Source organism: Streptomyces sp. P6-2-1 (genome assembly GCF_050613165.1).
GTDB lineage: Bacteria > Actinomycetota > Actinomycetes > Streptomycetales > Streptomycetaceae > Streptomyces.
The window spans coordinates 1,904,047-1,919,656 of the sequence record NZ_CP192513.1 but is presented as its reverse complement, the minus strand read 5'-3'; the positions used below and the strand labels follow the sequence as shown (position 1 = coordinate 1,919,656).

Genomic DNA, 15,610 nt, shown 5'->3' with positions numbered 1-15,610 from the left:
CCGCGCCGGGCCCGCCGTACGGCCGCCGACCGCGCCCGCCGTACGGCCGCCGACCGCGCCCGCCGTACGGCCGCCGACCGCGCCCGCCGTACGGCCGCCGACCGCGCCCGTACGACACGCCCGGACCCCGGCCGCCAACCCCCGCGGCCGTCAACCGCCGTCTCCCACGCCTCACCCCTCGCCCGGGAGTTCGCGGCATCAGGACCACGCAGGCCCCGCAGGGTTCACGCCCTGTCGGGGCCTGCGGTCACTCTCGGCCAGGTATCGACCGAGTAACGCCGGGGTACTGACGCCATCACGGCGATGTGGCTAACATCACGCCAAGGCGTCGGACACCCGGCGCCACCGTGCGGGGCACCCCAGTCCCCGTGCGCACAGCGGGTTCGCCCGCGGGCAGGACGAGCGCGGTGCGAGGACGCACGCGCGCCGAACAGGGAGGTGCGCCGTGGCACGAGCCGGAGGCAGGGGCGAGGACCGTCACCAGCGGTCGGGGACCGGACCACACCACACCCCGCCCGCCACGCGCGCCCGGTACGGCCCGCTGCGGCTGCGGACGCGCTGGAACGCCGAGAGCGACGGCGAGTTCTTCTGCCCCGACTGCGGCGGCGACCGCGCCTACGTGCGCAAGACCGGCACCAGGTACGTGGCCTTCCTCGGTGTCCCGCTCCTCCCGCGCGGCACCACGGGCCCCGTCGTCGAGTGCGGCGCCTGCGCCGCCGAGTACGGCGTCGAGGCGCTCGAACACCCCACGACGGCCCGCTTCGGCGCGCTCCTGCGCGACGCCGTGCACACCGTCGTCGTCGCCGTGCTCGCCGCGAGCGGCACCGCCTCGCGCTCCACGATGGACGCCGCCGTCGCGACCGTCCGCGCGGCCGGCTGGACCGACTGCGAGGACGACCAGCTCTACGCCCTCATGCGCGCGCTCGCCGAGGACCCGGGCTCCCCGGTCTGCCCCGACGACCCGGCCGAGGCCGAGACCGCCGCGCTCACGCTGGCCATAGAGCTGCACGAGTCCATCGACCCGCTCGCCCCCCACCTCGCCGTGCTCGGCCGCGCCTCGATCCTTCTCCAGGGCGCCCGCGTCGCCCTCGCGGACGGCCCCTACACCTCGGCCGAGCGCGAGGCGCTGAACGTCGTGGGCGCGGCGCTGCTCCTGGACACGGAGGAGGTCGGACGGCTCCTCGAGGAGGCCAGGACGCCGTCCTGAGGCGGGCCGGACGAGGGGAGGCGGGACTTTCCGGGGACTCCCGCGAGCCGCGGAGCGGGCATCTGCCGAAAAGGCGTCAATTCCCTTACACAAAAGGGGATATGCGGTCGGAGCGTGTGTGTGACGTGTCCTCCGTGGGTCTTGTGTGTGCTCTTTGTGTGAGCAAGCATGGCCGGTGTGACGGCTGAGTGGGGGGACACGCCGGACGCCGCCTGAGCGCCGTGAGGCTCCGCCCGGGCGTCCGCCGATGTTCCTCGACCCTGGGATAGTTCACGTGCGCATCACCACCAGACCCACGGCACTCACGGGTGCCGTCCTCGTCGGCGCTCTCGTCGCCGCCTCGCTCGCGGGGGTGCCGGCCGCCGCCACCACAGGCGGTCCCGCCGCGAAGGACTCGCTCTCCTTCACCGCCCGGCTCGTGCTGGGCGACACCCAACGGGCCTGCTCCGCCGTCCTGGTGGCCCCGCAGTGGCTCGCGACCTCGGCCCAGTGCTTCGCGGACGACCTGGCGCAGAGCCCCGGGCACGTGACCGCGGGGAAGCCCCGGTGGAAGACCACGGCGACCATCGGGCGCACCGATCTCACCACGACGACCGGACAGGTCCGCGAGGTCGTCGAGCTGGTCCCCAGGACCGACCGCGACCTCGTCATGGCCCGCCTGGACACCCCGACGACGGGCATCACCCCCGTCCCGCCGGCGCTCACCCCGCCCGCGCCCGGGGAGAGGCTCACCACGGCGGGCTACGGCCGCACCCGCGAGGAGTGGGCGCCGCTTGCCCTGCACACGGCCTCCGGGGTCACCACGTCGGTCGACGGCGCGGACCTCGTCACCGAGGGAGCGAGCGCGTCGGACGCGGTCTGCGCCGGTGACGCGGGCGGCCCCGTACTGCGGGAGGTGGACGGGACCTTGCGCCTCGTCGCCGTCAACAGCCGCTCCTGGCAGGGGGGTTGCTACGGAATGGACGAGGCCGGGACCCGCACGGGCGCCGTCTCCACGCGCCTGGACGACATCACCGCCTGGGTCCAGCAGGTCGCCTCCCTGCCCCAGCAGGGCCTGCCGGTCGGGGGCGACTTCGACGGGGACGGCAAGGACGACGCCGCCGTGCTGTACGACTACGGTCTCGACGGCTCCACCGGCAAGCGCCGCGTCGCGCTGTGGCTCCACAGCGGCGACGGCGGGCGTCTGTCCGCCCCGCGGGTCGTCTGGCAGAGCGAGGAGTCCAGCTGGACCTGGAGCCACGTCAAGCTCGTCCCCGGTGACTTCGACGGCGACGGCAAGGACGACATCGGCGTCCTCTACGACAACGGCAGGAACGCCGACGGCACGTACAAGAGCGCGCTGTGGACCTTCACGAGCACGGGCGAGGGCTTCGCGGAGCCGCAGCGCGTGTGGCAGAGCACGGGCAGCTGGAACTGGGCGGCGAGCCTGCCCGTCGCTGGCGACTTCGACGGTGACGGCAAGGCCGACGTCGGGGTGCTGTACGACTACGGGAAGAACGCGACGACCGGCCTCCAGGAGACGGGGCTCTGGGACTTCCGGAGCACCGGTTCCGGCTTCGCGGCCCCGAAGAAGGTGTGGACGAGTGCCACGAGCTGGACGTGGAGCCACATCAAGACGGCGGCCGGTGACTTCGACGGCGACGGCAAGGACGACATCGGCGTCCTCTACGACAACGGCAAGGACGCCGACGGGGCGTTCAGGACCGCGTGGTGGACCTTCGCGGGCACGCGCGACGGACTGGCCGCCCCGCAGCGGGTCTGGCAGAGCACGAGCAGCTGGAACTGGGCGCTGAGCAGGCCGGTGGCGGGCGACTTCGACGGCGACGGCAAGACCGACGTCGGGGTGCTGTACGACAACGGGAAGAACGCGACGAGCGGCCTGGCCGAGACGGCCCTGTGGACCTTCGCGAGCACGGGTTCCGGCTTCGCGGCCCCGAAGAAGGTGTGGACGAGCGCCACGAGCTGGACGTGGAGCCGGGCCCTTCCCTTCGGCGGCGACTTCGACGGCGACGGCAAGGACGATGTCGGCGCGCTCTACGACAACGGGCTCGGCACGGACGGGCGCCGGACCTACGGCCTGTGGCGCTTCACCAGTACGGGTACGGGCGTGAGCGCGCCGGTCCGCGACTGGTTCAGCCCGCTGTCCTGACCCGGCGGGGCGGCCCCGAGCGCCGGGAGCGGTCCGCCGTCCGGGCGCCGGGAGCGGTCCGCCGCCCGAGCGCCGGGAGCGCGTCCTTCGTGACCCTCCCGGTCGCTCGGGGCTGCCCTCGCCGGGGACACGTGCGCGTTCCGGGAAAAGGTGACAGGTTCTGGCGGGATGGGCGTCCACGATGGACGGCATGGACCACATCACGCGGGAGCAGCAGCAGTCGGCGGCGGCGGGGCAGGGGCCCCTCACCGGCAGGATCGCCCTCGTCGCGGGGGCGACACGGGGCCTCGGCAGGGCGATCGCGCTCGCACTCGGCGAGGCGGGGGCGACCGTCTACGTGACGGGCCGTACGACCCGTACGCACACGAGCGAGGTCGGACGGCCCCAGGAGACGATCGAGGAGACCGGCGAGCTGGTGACGGCCGCGGGGGGCACGGGGATCGCCGTGCCGACCGATCACCTCGACGAGGAGCAGGCCCGCGCGCTCTTCGCGCGGATCGGGGCGGACCACGGGCGGCTCGACATCCTCGTCAACGACCTCTGGGGTGGTGAACACCTCGTCGCCGAGCACGTGTTCGGCAAGAAGAGCTGGGAGACGCCGCTTTCCGACGGGCTGCGCATGATCGACCTCGGCATCCGCTCGCACGTCATCACCGCGGGCCTCGCGCTCCCGCTCCTGATCCGCTCGGAAGGCCCGCTGCACATCGAAGTGACCGACGGGACGGCGGAGTTCAACAAGCGTTTCCGGGACAACCTCTACTTCGATCTCGCCAAGACCACCCCGCACCGCATCGCCTTCGCGCTCTCCGAGGAGCTGGCACCCTTCAACGGCACGGCGCTCAGCGTGAGTCCCGGCTTCCTGCGCTCGGAGCAGATGCTCGCCTTCTTCGGTGTCACGGAGGCGAACTGGCGCGAAGCCGTCGCCAAGGACCCCCACTTCGCGATCGCCGAGTCGCCCCAATACCTCGCCCGCGGCCTCGCTGCCCTGGCCGCCGATCCCCAGCGCGCCCGCTGGTCCGGAGCGTCGGCGTCGAGCGCCGCACTCGCGAGCGCCTACGACGTGACGGACGTGGACGGCAGCCGCCCCGACTCCTTCGCGTACTTCAGGGACGTGGTGTTCGGTGGCGCGAAGGGGGTGCCGGAGGACTACCGGTGAGGGGAGTGGTCGGTTGATGGTCAACTCGTCTTCGCCGTGGGGACCTTGTGCGCCTCGTACCGGGCGCGGCAGGGTGGCGGCGCGCGGGGCGCCCGGCGCGCCCGGTGCGTTCGTCGTGCCCGGCGTGCCCGGCGTGCTTGGCGCTTCACGACGCGGAGGAGACGACATGACCGGCAGGCTCTTCGGCAAGGGCGCGGGTACGGCCGCCGCGCTCGCCTCGCTCACGCTCGTGGGCGCGCTCGCGGCGCCCGCGGGTGCCGTTCCGCACCGTCCGGCGCCCGCCCCCGGGCTCCGCGTCGGCGCCCCCGGGCTCACCGAGACCCGTACGACGACGGCGCTCGCGCCCGGCGTGACGCTGACCCGGATCGTGCGCGGCGCCGACGCGCCCGCCAGGGAGTGGACGGCCGAGGTGTCGGTTCCCGGTGGCGCGGGTTCACCGGACCCTGACGCCCCGCCCGCCGCGCTGCGCGACCGCGCGAGTGCCGAGGAGCTGGCCGCACGCCTGCGGGCGGACGGCTTCGGCGCGCGCGTGGAGGAGGTCGTGGCGGCGCGCGCGGCCGACTTCGCGGGCGGCACGCTCGGCTGGCGGGTCCGCGTGGGCCGTTACGGGGCCGAGGGCGAGGCGACGGCGGCGCGGGCCGCGCTCGCCGCCGCCGGGTACACGGCCTCGGCCTGGTACACCGGCTGGGACGGGGACGCTCAGGACCGGGGGCCGTGGCGGATCGACGTGCTCACGATCGACCCGAAGCGGTTCCGGGGCGCGGTGTCCGCCACGTACGGGCCCGACCTGGAGCGGCGCGAGACGACGAGCGAGCTGGCGCGCGCCGCCGGGGCGAAGGCCGCGGTCAACGCGGGCTTCTTCGTCCTCGACCCGCAGGCGGGTGCGCCCGGGGACCCGGCGGGCGTCGGGGTGTACGGCGGCAAGGTGCTGAGCGAGGCGACGAACGGGCGCCCGGCGCTGGTGGTACGGGGCGCGCGGGCCGAGGTCGGGCGCTTCACGTGGCGCGGCAGGCTCACGGCGCGTGAGGGCACGGCGCCGCTCGACGGGATCAACCGCGTACCGGGCCTGATCCGCAACTGCGGCGGCACGCGGGACGACCTGCCGGTCTCCGTGCCCCGGCACGACACGACGTGCACGGACCCCGACGAACTCGTCGTGTTCACGGAGGAGTTCGGGGCCAGTACGCCGAAGGGCCCGGGCGTGGAGGCGGTGCTCGACCGGGCGGGGCGGGTCACCGGGGTGCGGTCGCCGCGCGGCGGGGCGCTGCCACCCGGTGGCTCCTCGGTGCAGGCGACGGGTGCGGAGGCGGCGCGGCTCACGGCGTGGGCGCGGCCCGGGCGGGTCCTCCGCGTCACGGGCGGTCTGCGGGACGCGCACGGGCGCGCGGTCACGCCGTCGGCCCGTACGAGCATCGTCAACGGCGGCCCCGAACTCGTCCGCGACGGCCGCGTCCACGTCACGCCCGCCACCGACGGCATGGTCCAGCCCGGTAACCCCGGCTTCTTCTACGGCTGGGTGCTCAAGCGCAACCCGCGCACCTTCGCGGGCACCGACGCGGCCGGGCGCACGGTCCTCGTCACCGCGGACGGTCGCAGCACCGCCTCGCTCGGCCTCAGCATCGAGGAGACCGCGCGGGTCGCCCACTCCCTGGGCCTGCGCGAGGCCCTGAACCTCGACGGCGGTGGCTCGACGACGATGGCGATCGACGGCACGATGATCAACCAGCCGTCGGACGCGACGGGGGAGCGCCCGGTGGGCGACGCGCTGGTGGTCGTACCGGAGGGGTGACCCGGTTGCCGCGGGCCCGGCTCGGGTGAGTCCCGGGCGGCGCGGGGCCGCGGTCCGGGCGGCGCGGGGCCGCGGTGCGGGTGGCGTGGGGGCCTCGGCCCGGGCGGCGTGGGGCCGCGGTGCGGGTGGTGCGGGGCCTCGGTGCGGGTGGTCCGGGGCCTCGCCCGGGTGGTGCGGGGTGCTGTCCGCTCGGGGGTCCTCAGCGCGACAGCACCCCTTCCAGCGCCGCCCGCTGCAACAGCATCACCGTCTTGGCGTCCGTGATGCGGCCGTCGCGGGTCATGGACAGGGCCTCGCCGCTGGGGAGTTCCAGGACTTCGATGTCCTCTCCCTCGTCCGCCACGCCGCCGCCGCGGGTCACGCGGTCCGCCGGGGTGTAGGGGGTCGCGTAGAAGTGGAGGCGTTCGGTGACCGAACCGGGGCTCATGTACGCGGCGCAGACGGGGGTCAGCGGGCCGAGGCGGACGCCCAGCTCCTCCTCCGCCTCCCTGCGGACGGCCGCTTCGGGGGCGTCCGCGTCGAGGAGGCCGGCCGCCGCCTCGACCAGCATGCCGTCAGGGTGGCCGTTCACGTACGCCGGGTAGCGGAACTGGCGCGTCAGCAGGACGCGTTGGCGCCCCGCGTCGTACGGGAGAACGACCGCGCCGTCCCCCTGTCGTACGTCTCGCGTTCCAGCGTCTGCCGGCGGCCGTCCCCGCGGCGGTACGCGAATCTCGTACGGCGCAGGACGTGCCACCCTTGCGAGGTCAGCTCGACGTTCTCGACCACGACGTCCGGGTTGCGGTCGAGATCGCGTCCCGCCCGGTCGAGGCCGGTGCGGCCGCGGTGATCGGGGATCTCGACGCCGGGGCGGCGGCGGTCTGTCACGGTGGGCTCCTGGGGGTACGCGGGCGGGCCGACGGACGGTAGACTACCCGCAAGAACGTGCAAGAACGGGAGGGAATGTTCATGCTTGCTGCTGAACGCCGCGATCACCTCCTCGGTCTGCTGACGAACGAAGGCAAGATCATCGCCAAGGACGTCGCAGCGGACCTGGGTATCTCCGAGGACAGCGTCCGCCGCGACCTCCGCGACCTGGCCGCCGAGGGCCTGTGCCAGCGGGTGTACGGGGGTGCCCTCCCCGTCTCGCCCGCCGTCGCCGGGTACACCGCGCGCCAGGCCGTCGCACCGGACGGCAAGCGGAAGGTCGCCGCGCTCGCAGCGAAGCTCATCCGCCCCGGCGGCGCGGTCATCCTCGACGGCGGCACGACCGCGCTCGCGCTCGCCCGCGCCCTCCCGCACGAACTCCCCTGCACGGTCATCACGCACAGCCCCACGATCGCCGCCGCGCTCCTCGACCACCCGCGCGCCGAACTCTTCCTCCTCGGCGGCCGCCTCTTCAAGCACTCCGCCGTCACGTGCGGCGCCGCCGCCGTCGAGGCCGCGCAGAACGTCTCGGCCGACCTGTGCCTCCTCGGCGTCACCGGGGTCCACCCCGAGGTCGGCCTCACGACGGGCGACGCCGACGAGGCCGCCATGAAACGCGCTCTCGCCTCGCGCGCCGCAGAGACCTACATCCTCGCCTCCTCCGAGAAGATCGGCACGGCCTCCCGCTTCCGCGTCCTGCCCTGGCAGAAGATCACCGGCCTCATCACGGACGCCGAGGCGGACGACCCGGTCCTCGCCCAACTCGTGGGCCTGGGCGTGGAGATCCTCCGGGCGGGGTGAGGTCCCGCCCGGGAACGGCGGCGCCGACGGCCGTACGGGCGTGGGGGCTTCGGGTCGTACGAGCGCGGGCGCGCTCCCGGCCCGTACGTGTACGGGCCCGCCTCTCAGCGCCGTACGGGCACGAGCGCCCAGGCGCTCCGAGGGGCGCCCGCCACCCCGCGCGCGAGCCCGGTCGCCACTCTCCGCGGCGCGAGCGACGGCACGGTCCCCTCGCACAGCGGCCTGCCCGTGTCGGCGCGCGTACCGCACCGCGTACCGCCGCCCCCGGCGCCACCACTCCTCGGGGGCGTCGGCATCGCCGTGCGCGCGGAGCGCCGGGATCTCTTCCGGCCCGGTCGTGGTGCGCGTACCGCGGAACCGCCGTACGGGACGCGCGCGTCCCTCGCCGCGTCCCGATCATGTCCTGGAGGCCCCCTTGCCCGCGACCCGCTTCGTCCACCTCGTCCGCCACGCCGAACCCGCGCCCGACGGCGGCGGGCTCACCGCGCGCGGGCGCAGGCAGGCCGAACTCCTCGGGGAGCGGCTGGGGCGGCTGCCCCTCGCCTCGCTGCACCACGGTCCGCTTCCGCGCGCCGCAGAGACCGCGCGGATTCTCGGGGAGCGCGCCGGGGTGCGGCCCCAAGTCGCGGAAACGGCGGGCGACTACGTGCCGCACCTGCCGCACCGGGGCGAACTCCCGCCCGCCCTGGCCGACTTCTACCTCGGCTTCCTCGCGGACACGACGCCCGATGAGGCCGAGGCAGGGCGCGAACTCGCCGCCCGCGCGGCTGACGTGTACGCCGGTCCCGCGGAGGGTGACACGATTCGGCATGACGTCGTCGTGACCCACAACTTCCTCATCGCCTGGCTCGTCCGCGAAGCGCTCCACGCCCCGCGCTGGCGCTGGCTCGGCATCAACCACTCGCACGCCTCGCTCACCACCATCCGGCACACCCCGGGCCGCGCCCCCTGCCTCCACGTCCAGAACGACATGAGCCACCTCACGCCGGAGCTGCGCTGGACGGACGCTCCGCCGGAGGAGTACGTGTGAGGGGGGAGGCTACGGGTTCTCGCGGGGCTGTTCGTCCGTGGGGCCGGGCGCCTGCGGGGCCGCCTCGGGCGGGGGGTTGCGGCGGCGCAGGACGGAGAGGAGCATCGCCGTGCCGCCGAGGACCGCGCCGAGCGCGCCGCCTGCGGCGGAGACGACCGCCGCCGTGTCGGGGCCGTCATCCTCCGCGGGCACCACCACGACGAGCAGGGGTTGGCGGTCCTCGGCGCGTCCCACGCTCGTGGCCTCGCCCCTGGGTGCTCCCACGCAGCCGCCATGACAACCCGGGCCCGAGCGCAGCGCGTTGACGGCGAGTGCGACGACGACCAGCCCGGCGGCGAACAGTGCGAGACCCCCGTACAGCCACACCGTGCGCCGCCTGCCCCGCTTCGCCCACGCTCCAGGCATCCCGCCCGCCCCCTCCATCGAATCCGGCTGCCACCGTAACCCTCGGGGGCGTGGGTGAAGTTGGGGAGAGGAGGTGCTGCGGTGGCGCGCGGGCGGCTCTCAGCGGGGGCCCAAGCCCGTGCGGCCGTCCAGGAGTTCGCGTACGACGTCCAAGTGGCCCACGTGGCGTGCCGTTTCCTCGATCAGGTGGAGCACGATGCCGCGCACGTCGCCGAACTCCTCGCCGAGCGGGCCGGGATGGTGGCCGAGCGGGGCCGCGTCGAGCGAGGTGCGGGCGAGTACGGCGTCGGAGCGGCGGCACTGGTCCGCGTAGAAGGCGAAGACGATGTCGGGGGCTCGCGGAGTCGTCAACGGGGCCGGGTCGTCAGGCCATTCGAGGGGAACGGCGGTGCCGGTGACCACCTCCTGGAACCAGTGCCGTTCCGCGTACCCCAGGTGCTCCACGAGCCCGAGCGGCGTCCAGCCGGAGGGCAGCACCGGTGTGGTGAGCGCCTCCGTGCCGAGCCCGTCGACGACGGCGAGCACGGCGGCGCGCTGAGCCGCGAGAAACGTGGAAAGGGCCTTCTTCTCAGGGGTGTTCGTCTCCATCATGGAGGGAGACTGCCACGTGGCGCCGACAGCGGAGCGGCCCAACCCGTGCCGCTACGCGTGCAGTTGGTGTGCGCCCGTGCCCGTGCCCGCGCCCTCCGCCGACGACGCCCCCGCCCGGCCGCCGACGCCCCCGCCCGCTCCCTGCGCCACGACGCGCGCGTCAGGACACGCGCGACCTCGCCCAACTGGCCCCGCTCATCGCACCCGAGACCGTCTCCACCGGGCCGCGTGCCGTCCGGCGCCCCGCGTGCGCGATACTCGCTCCCGTTCGTACCGGCGCGCGAGCAGGGAGCCAGGAATGACCCGTACGACCCCGCCCCGGCCGGTCGACGTCACGGCGATCTTCCCGGAGCTGGCCCCCTTCGCCCGTACCGCCTACCGGCTCCACCCCCGCAACGGGGCGCCCACGGCACACGACAGCTCCGTCGGCGGGCCTCTCCTGTGGCCCGCCGAGGAACCCTGGCCGAGCTGCGCCGGACCGCACGAGTGGGACAAGCCGAAGCCCGTGCGCGGGGACCATGCCGAGTCGCTGGAGGGGGTGCGCACCACGCGCCGCCTCCTGCGCGAGGAGGCGAGCCGCCCGGGGCCCCGGGCCGAGCGCCTGCGCCCCGAGGAGCGGGAGGCCCTGCGGCAGGCCAACGCGCGGGTGCCGTGGCCCGCGAATCCCGTACCGATGCTGCCGGTCGCCCAGCTGTGGGCCCGCGACGTCCCGCTGCCGGGCCTCTTCGCCGGGACCGACGTGCTCCAGGTGCTGTGGTGCCCCTTCGACCACGACGAGGACGGCAAGCCCTACCCGCGCGTGACCCTGCGCCGGCGTACCGCCGCGGACGTCACCGACGTACTCGCCGAGCCGCCCCGCCCCGCTTCCGTGCAGTACTCCGGCTATGTCCCCGAGCCCTGCCTCCTCGCGCCCGAGCGCGTCACCGAGTACCCCAACCTCATGGAACTCGCGCTCCTCGAACCCGGGTTGGCCGAGGAGATCGAGGGCGAGAGCCGGTGGGAGGCCGCCGGTGTCCGCCTGGACGCGCTCGTCGCGGAGCACCCGGACCTGGACCCCGACGACGCCGAGAGGTACGAGGACCTGTACCGCTGCGCCCTCTCCCTCGCCCCCGGCTGGAAGGCCGGCGGCTGGTCCACGTGGGGCCGCACCGACCCCGTCGACCGCCCCTGCCCCGCCTGCGGCACCCCCGCCGAACCCCTGCTCACCCTCGCCAGCACGGAGGCGTACGGGGACAGCGGCACCTGGATTCCCTACGAGGACCGTGACCTTGTCCGGTGGGGCCACGGCGACGTCGAGTCCGGCAACCAGGCCGCCCTCACCCTCGGCGACTGCGACACACTCCAGCTCCACGCCTGCCCCGCCGACCCCGCGCATCCCTTCGTCGACCTCGTGCAGTGATGCCCCGGCGGCCCCCGGGGGCTGCCCCCGCGCACCTGGTGTGCGGGGGTGCGCGGCGGTAGGAAGGGGAGCGTCGGCTGCCTCGTACGGGAAGACCTTGCCTCATGCACGCTCAGGAGAAGTCCGAGGACTCCGCACGCACCGCCGCCGGGCGCCGGGCGCGGCCCGTGCGTCCCGCGGGGCCGCTCGACCACCTCGCGGGGGCCGGGAACGCGGCCGTCGTGCAGACCCTGCGCGCCGCGGGGCACCCGTGGGCGGTGCAGCGGGCCGAGGAGGACGAGCACCGGCACGGGCCCGGGTGCGCGCACCCGCAGGCCGTGCGGCGCTCCGCCGTGCACGACGTGCTGCGGGCCGCGGGACGGCCACTCGAATCGGGCGTGCGGGCCGATATGGAGGCGCGGCTCGGGGCCGACTTCTCCGACGTACGGCTGCACAGCGACGCCGCGGCGCGGGCCTCGGCCGCCGAGGTCGGTGCGCGGGCGTACACGAGCGGCAGCCACGTCGTGCTCGGGGACGGGGGCGGGGACAGGCACACCCTCGCGCACGAGCTGACCCACGTCATCCAGCAGCGCACCGGGCCCGTCGCCGGGACCGACAACGGGGCCGGGCTCAAGGTCTCGGACCCCTCGGACCGCTTCGAGCGGGAGGCCGAGGCGAACGCCGTACGGGCCCTGGCGGGCTCCGGCGGGCACGCGGGCGCCGGTGAGCGCGCGGGCGGCGCCGGGCATGCGGGCGCCGGTGAGCGCGCGGACGTGCAGCGGGCCGAGGAGCGGCCGGTCGCGGGCGGCGCGCCCGTGGTGCAGCGCGCGTACGACCCCGACGACCCGGACAACGTGCAGAACCAGCTCCACCTCAAGCACTGGCAGGGCAAGGCGGAGCCCGGCCTGGTCGCGGGCGCGCAGCGGGTCGAGGACGGCGTCACGTACAAGAACGAGGACATCCTCGACCGCATCGGCAAGAAGCTCCTGGAGGAACTGGACGGGAAGGACCCCGCCGCCCCGCGGCTGAAGCTCTACCGGTCCGTGACACCCGCCGAGGCCGCGCAACTGCGCGGGCACTGGGGCGCGGGGCAGCACGCGAAGGACGAGAGCTACATCCGCCGGGGACCCGCGGGGCGCGCCGCCGAGGAGAAGCCCCAGCACCACAAGGGACCCACCATCGGCAACCACCTCGGGGACATCGAGCAGGCGGAGGACTACTACCAGGCGAAGAAGGGGAACGACATCATGCTGTGCTTCACCCTCAAGCCCGGAGCACACGAACTCCTCTTCAAGGACGACTACCTGGCCGTCGCCCCCAACAAGAAACTGGATGTCTTCCAGGGGGTCCCCGAGCTGGGCGGGAAGCATCGCCCCGCCTCCGAGCACGAGGGCACGCGCGAGGGCTTCATCGGCCTGAAGGCGGAGGAGCGGGAACAGCGGGCGGTGGCAGGGGCCAAGGCGCGGGCGCCGCGCAAGAAGCAGTCGGCCACGTACGAGCCGCAGGGCGGGGACTTCAGCGTCTCGCTCGCGGGCAGGGCCAAGCAGACGAGCCCGAGCCGCCTGCTCTTCCAGCTCTTCGTCGCCGACGTCACGGTGGAGAAGAGCAAGGACCCGCGCCAGTTCCCGGTGGGGATGTCCTTCCTGGAGCCGCTGCCCGGCCGGGGCTGAGCCACCGCGCCCGGGGGCAGAGCCGTCGCGCCCGGGGGTTGAGCCACCGCGCCCCGAGGCTGAGCCACCGCGGCCGGGGGCGGTGCGCGCGGCGCGCTCAGCCGCCCGCCCCCAGCCACGGCATCGGGTCGTTGTAGTAGCCGTCCCTGATCACCTCGAAGTGCAGGTGCGGTCCCGTCGAGAGGCCCGTCGAGCCGACATCGCCCAGGAGCGCGCCCGTCGTCACGTGCTGCCCGGTGGTCACGTGCATCGCGGAGAGGTGGCTGTACGTCGTCTGCACGTGCGCGCCGCTGATCGTGCCGTGGTCGACGACCACCCGGTTCCCGTACGCCTTCGTCAGCGCGGCGAAGACCACCGTGCCCTCGCGCGCCGCCGTCACCGGGGTGCCCTGCGCCGCGGGGAAGTCGACGCCCGTGTGGAGCTTCGTCACGTGCGTGAGGGGGTGCTCGCGGGTGCCGTAGGGGGAGCTGACGGAGTGGGTCGCCGAGGGCCACGCGAGGACGGCGGAGGTGGGGGCGGTGCCCTGGCCGGGGGTCGCGCCGCCCTTGTCGAAGGACGTGTAGCGCTTGGCGAGCTTGTCGATCTTCTTCACGTACGCGGTCGCCTTCGCGGGGACCTTCCCCGCGTGCGCGACCTCCGCCGTGTTCGTCGTGTAGGCGGCGAGCGTCAGGTCGACGAGGTCGCCGTTGACCGTGCCGCTCGTGCGCGCCTTCGTCACCTCGTCGGCGAGCGCGCAGTCCTGGCGGCCGAGCGCCATGATCGCGTCGGCGGGGTCCTTCGGCGAGGAAGTCCCGTTGCCGTCCGCGTCCTTGCCCCACTCCTTCCAGGCCGCAGCGTCGAAACCCGCGATGCCCGCGGGCCCGGTCAGCGCCGCGCTGTCCGTGTTCCAGCCCGAGTACGCGTCGATCTGCGCCGCCAGCAGGGAGGGCCGCAGCACCGTGCACGTCCCCGCGGCCTCCTTGAGCCACGGCACGAACGAGTCGTCGACGAGGGCCGCGCCGTGGGCCTCGTCCGCGGGCGGGCGCGCGGGGCCCTCGTCCTCCGCGCCCGAGCCGGGGAGCTTGCCCGCCACGGTGAGGAAGACGACGGAGCCGACGAGGACGGTGAGGCCGGGGAGGGCGAGGAGGGTGAAGGGTCCGGGGGCGCGGCGCTTCTTCTTCGCGGCGGGGCCGGGGGCGCGGCGCTTCTTCGTCGCGGCGGGGCCGGGAGTCGCGGGGGTGGGGGCGTTCATCCCGGGTGGTGGGGGTGGGGGTGGGGGTGCGGGGGTGCTCTCGGGTGCGCGCGCGGGCGCGGAGGTGGGCGTGGGCCCGGGGTCGGGGGTCGGCTCGTTCACCGGTCGGGACTTCCTGGAAGAGGGCCACTCGCGCCGAGGGAACACGGCTGCCCGCCGGACGCTATGGGAGGGGGAACGGTGCGTCAGGAGCCGGGGAGGCAGGGGTACGTGTACGGGAGGGCAGGGCGGGACGTACGCGCGGGCTCGTGTACCACGGGGCGGACCCTCGTCCGTGCGGCCTGTGGACAACTTCGGGGTTCGCGTGCGTCGACTCACTCGCGGGGGTGAGACGTTGTGCGGGTTTCGCCGAGTTGTCCACAGATTCGGCGCGGGGGCGGGGTGGGGCTCCTTCTGCGTACCGGAACAGCTCGTCGCAGCAGTTCACGGCATGCTTAACCTGTGGGTGTAAGGGCTGACTCACTGGCACGTTGGCAGTCCGCGACCTGGCCCAGCGACGTCGAACCTGACTCCGCGCGCGTGCGAAATATGCCCCCACCCGGTATCTCCCGGGCGGGGGCATGGCACGGCCGGACCACATCACGGTCCGCGATCGTCGACGGTTACCGCGTTGCGGTGGCCAGTGCCGCGCGGATGGCGTCCTCGCCGACCGGCTGGCCCTTCTCGTTCGAGTACGGCCCGTACGGTGTTCCCCACACCGGCGTGCCCGTCGCCTGCCGCCAACTGTCGGCCAGCGTTCCCGCGTCTACCACGCTGTAGCCGATGGAGTCGATGAATTCGGTCACCGCCGCCTTCGCCGAGGCGGAGTCTCCGGCGATCGGCAGGCAGGAGCGGTCGGCCGCCCCTGCCGGGCGGGCGAGTGACATCAGGTGCTTGAAGAAGATGTTGTTGAACGCCTTTACGAGCAGGGCGTCGGGCACGTACCGCAGGAGCAGCTCGCTTGAGGTGAGGGATTTGCTGTCGAGCTCGGGGATGTGCCCGTCACGCTCGGGGCCGTAGTTGCAGGTGTCGATGACCGTCTTCCCGGCCAGTGGCGCGGCGGGCACGTGGGGGAAGGCGCTGACCGGCACTGTGACCACGACAATGTCACCGGCCGCCGCGGCCTCTTCGCTCGTCGCGGCGGACGCCCGCGGCCCCAGTTCCGCGGCCGTGTCCACGAGCGTTTCGGGACCGCGCGAGTTGCTGAGCACCACCTGGTGCCCGGCCCCTACAGCGAGTCGCGCGAGGGTCCTGCCGATGCTTCCACTCCCGATGAATCCCACAGTCGTCATAATCTCAACGTCCTTCAGAAGAGTCG

The 15,610-nt window shown here is 74.3% G+C and carries 12 protein-coding genes and 1 pseudogene; 8 read left to right on the top strand and 5 right to left on the bottom strand.

The window, feature by feature from the left end:
- The first annotated feature begins 445 nt into the window (after positions 1-445).
- The 4 genes from ACQYWQ_RS08450 (at position 446) to ACQYWQ_RS08435 (ending at position 6,301) form a co-directional block, all read left to right on the top strand.
- The gene (locus ACQYWQ_RS08450; protein WP_431033414.1) at positions 446-1,207 is read left to right on the top strand and encodes a TerB family tellurite resistance protein; all 762 of its coding nucleotides are present in this window, start codon (positions 446-448) and stop codon (positions 1,205-1,207) included.
- Positions 1,208-1,454: 247 nt separating this feature from the next.
- Positions 1,455-3,356 (top strand): FG-GAP-like repeat-containing protein, encoded by a 1,902-nt coding sequence (locus ACQYWQ_RS08445; RefSeq protein WP_431033412.1) that lies wholly within the window; start codon positions 1,455-1,457, stop codon positions 3,354-3,356.
- Between the two features lie 181 nt (positions 3,357-3,537).
- Complete coding sequence (locus ACQYWQ_RS08440) at positions 3,538-4,512, top strand: SDR family oxidoreductase (RefSeq protein WP_431033410.1); 975 nt, start codon at positions 3,538-3,540, stop codon at positions 4,510-4,512.
- 166 nt (positions 4,513-4,678) lie between these two features.
- Positions 4,679-6,301 carry a phosphodiester glycosidase family protein gene (locus ACQYWQ_RS08435; RefSeq protein ID WP_431033408.1) on the top strand — a complete coding sequence of 541 codons (1,623 nt, stop codon included), beginning with the start codon at positions 4,679-4,681 and terminating at the stop codon, positions 6,299-6,301.
- A 199-nt stretch (positions 6,302-6,500) separates the two neighbouring features.
- Here ACQYWQ_RS08435 and ACQYWQ_RS08430 read toward each other — a convergent pair.
- A pseudogene (locus ACQYWQ_RS08430) lies at positions 6,501-7,168 on the bottom strand (NUDIX domain-containing protein).
- Positions 7,169-7,249: 81 nt separating this feature from the next.
- On the opposite strand from ACQYWQ_RS08430, the gene ACQYWQ_RS08425 reads away from it, so the two are divergent.
- A complete protein-coding gene (locus tag ACQYWQ_RS08425) occupies positions 7,250-8,008 on the top strand; it encodes a DeoR/GlpR family DNA-binding transcription regulator (RefSeq protein ID WP_431033406.1) in 759 nt (252 codons plus the stop codon).
- A 415-nt stretch (positions 8,009-8,423) separates the two neighbouring features.
- Positions 8,424-9,038, top strand: a complete 615-nt coding sequence (locus tag ACQYWQ_RS08420; protein ID WP_431033404.1) for a histidine phosphatase family protein — start codon at positions 8,424-8,426, stop codon at positions 9,036-9,038.
- A gap of 9 nt (positions 9,039-9,047) precedes the next feature.
- Here the strand turns inward: ACQYWQ_RS08420 and ACQYWQ_RS08415 are convergent, their stop codons facing one another.
- Positions 9,048-9,443 (bottom strand): hypothetical protein, encoded by a 396-nt coding sequence (locus ACQYWQ_RS08415; RefSeq protein WP_431033402.1) that lies wholly within the window; start codon positions 9,441-9,443, stop codon positions 9,048-9,050.
- 99 nt (positions 9,444-9,542) lie between these two features.
- Positions 9,543-10,034: a DinB family protein gene (locus tag ACQYWQ_RS08410; RefSeq protein ID WP_431033400.1), complete on the bottom strand. Its 492-nt coding sequence runs from the start codon at positions 10,032-10,034 to the stop codon at positions 9,543-9,545.
- 298 nt (positions 10,035-10,332) lie between these two features.
- Here ACQYWQ_RS08410 and ACQYWQ_RS08405 point away from each other — a divergent pair, with 298 nt between their 5' ends.
- The gene (locus tag ACQYWQ_RS08405; protein WP_431033398.1) at positions 10,333-11,433 is read left to right on the top strand and encodes a hypothetical protein; all 1,101 of its coding nucleotides are present in this window, start codon (positions 10,333-10,335) and stop codon (positions 11,431-11,433) included.
- A 104-nt stretch (positions 11,434-11,537) separates the two neighbouring features.
- A complete protein-coding gene (locus ACQYWQ_RS08400; RefSeq protein ID WP_431033396.1) occupies positions 11,538-13,082 on the top strand; it encodes a DUF4157 domain-containing protein in 1,545 nt (514 codons plus the stop codon).
- Positions 13,083-13,179: 97 nt separating this feature from the next.
- On the opposite strand, the gene ACQYWQ_RS08395 is transcribed toward ACQYWQ_RS08400, so the two are convergent.
- Positions 13,180-14,415 (bottom strand): M23 family metallopeptidase, encoded by a 1,236-nt coding sequence (locus ACQYWQ_RS08395; protein ID WP_431033394.1) that lies wholly within the window; start codon positions 14,413-14,415, stop codon positions 13,180-13,182.
- A 500-nt stretch (positions 14,416-14,915) separates the two neighbouring features.
- Positions 14,916-15,575: an NADPH-dependent F420 reductase gene (locus ACQYWQ_RS08390; protein ID WP_431039112.1), complete on the bottom strand. Its 660-nt coding sequence runs from the start codon at positions 15,573-15,575 to the stop codon at positions 14,916-14,918.
- Positions 15,576-15,610 lie beyond the last annotated feature (35 nt).

Bases quoted from the DNA above. Each gene is read 5' to 3' on its own strand.
- ACQYWQ_RS08445 (WP_431033412.1), top strand. From the start codon at position 1,455: ATGTTCCTCGACCCTGGGATAGTTCACGTGCGCATCACCACCAGACCC.
- ACQYWQ_RS08440 (WP_431033410.1), top strand. From the start codon at position 3,538: ATGGACGGCATGGACCACATCACGCGGGAGCAGCAGCAGTCGGCGGCG.
- ACQYWQ_RS08435 (WP_431033408.1), top strand. From the start codon at position 4,679: ATGACCGGCAGGCTCTTCGGCAAGGGCGCGGGTACGGCCGCCGCGCTC.
- ACQYWQ_RS08425 (WP_431033406.1), top strand. From the start codon at position 7,250: ATGCTTGCTGCTGAACGCCGCGATCACCTCCTCGGTCTGCTGACGAAC.
- ACQYWQ_RS08415 (WP_431033402.1), bottom strand. From the start codon at position 9,443: ATGCCTGGAGCGTGGGCGAAGCGGGGCAGGCGGCGCACGGTGTGGCTG.
- ACQYWQ_RS08410 (WP_431033400.1), bottom strand. From the start codon at position 10,034: ATGATGGAGACGAACACCCCTGAGAAGAAGGCCCTTTCCACGTTTCTC.
- ACQYWQ_RS08405 (WP_431033398.1), top strand. From the start codon at position 10,333: ATGACCCGTACGACCCCGCCCCGGCCGGTCGACGTCACGGCGATCTTC.
- ACQYWQ_RS08400 (WP_431033396.1), top strand. From the start codon at position 11,538: ATGCACGCTCAGGAGAAGTCCGAGGACTCCGCACGCACCGCCGCCGGG.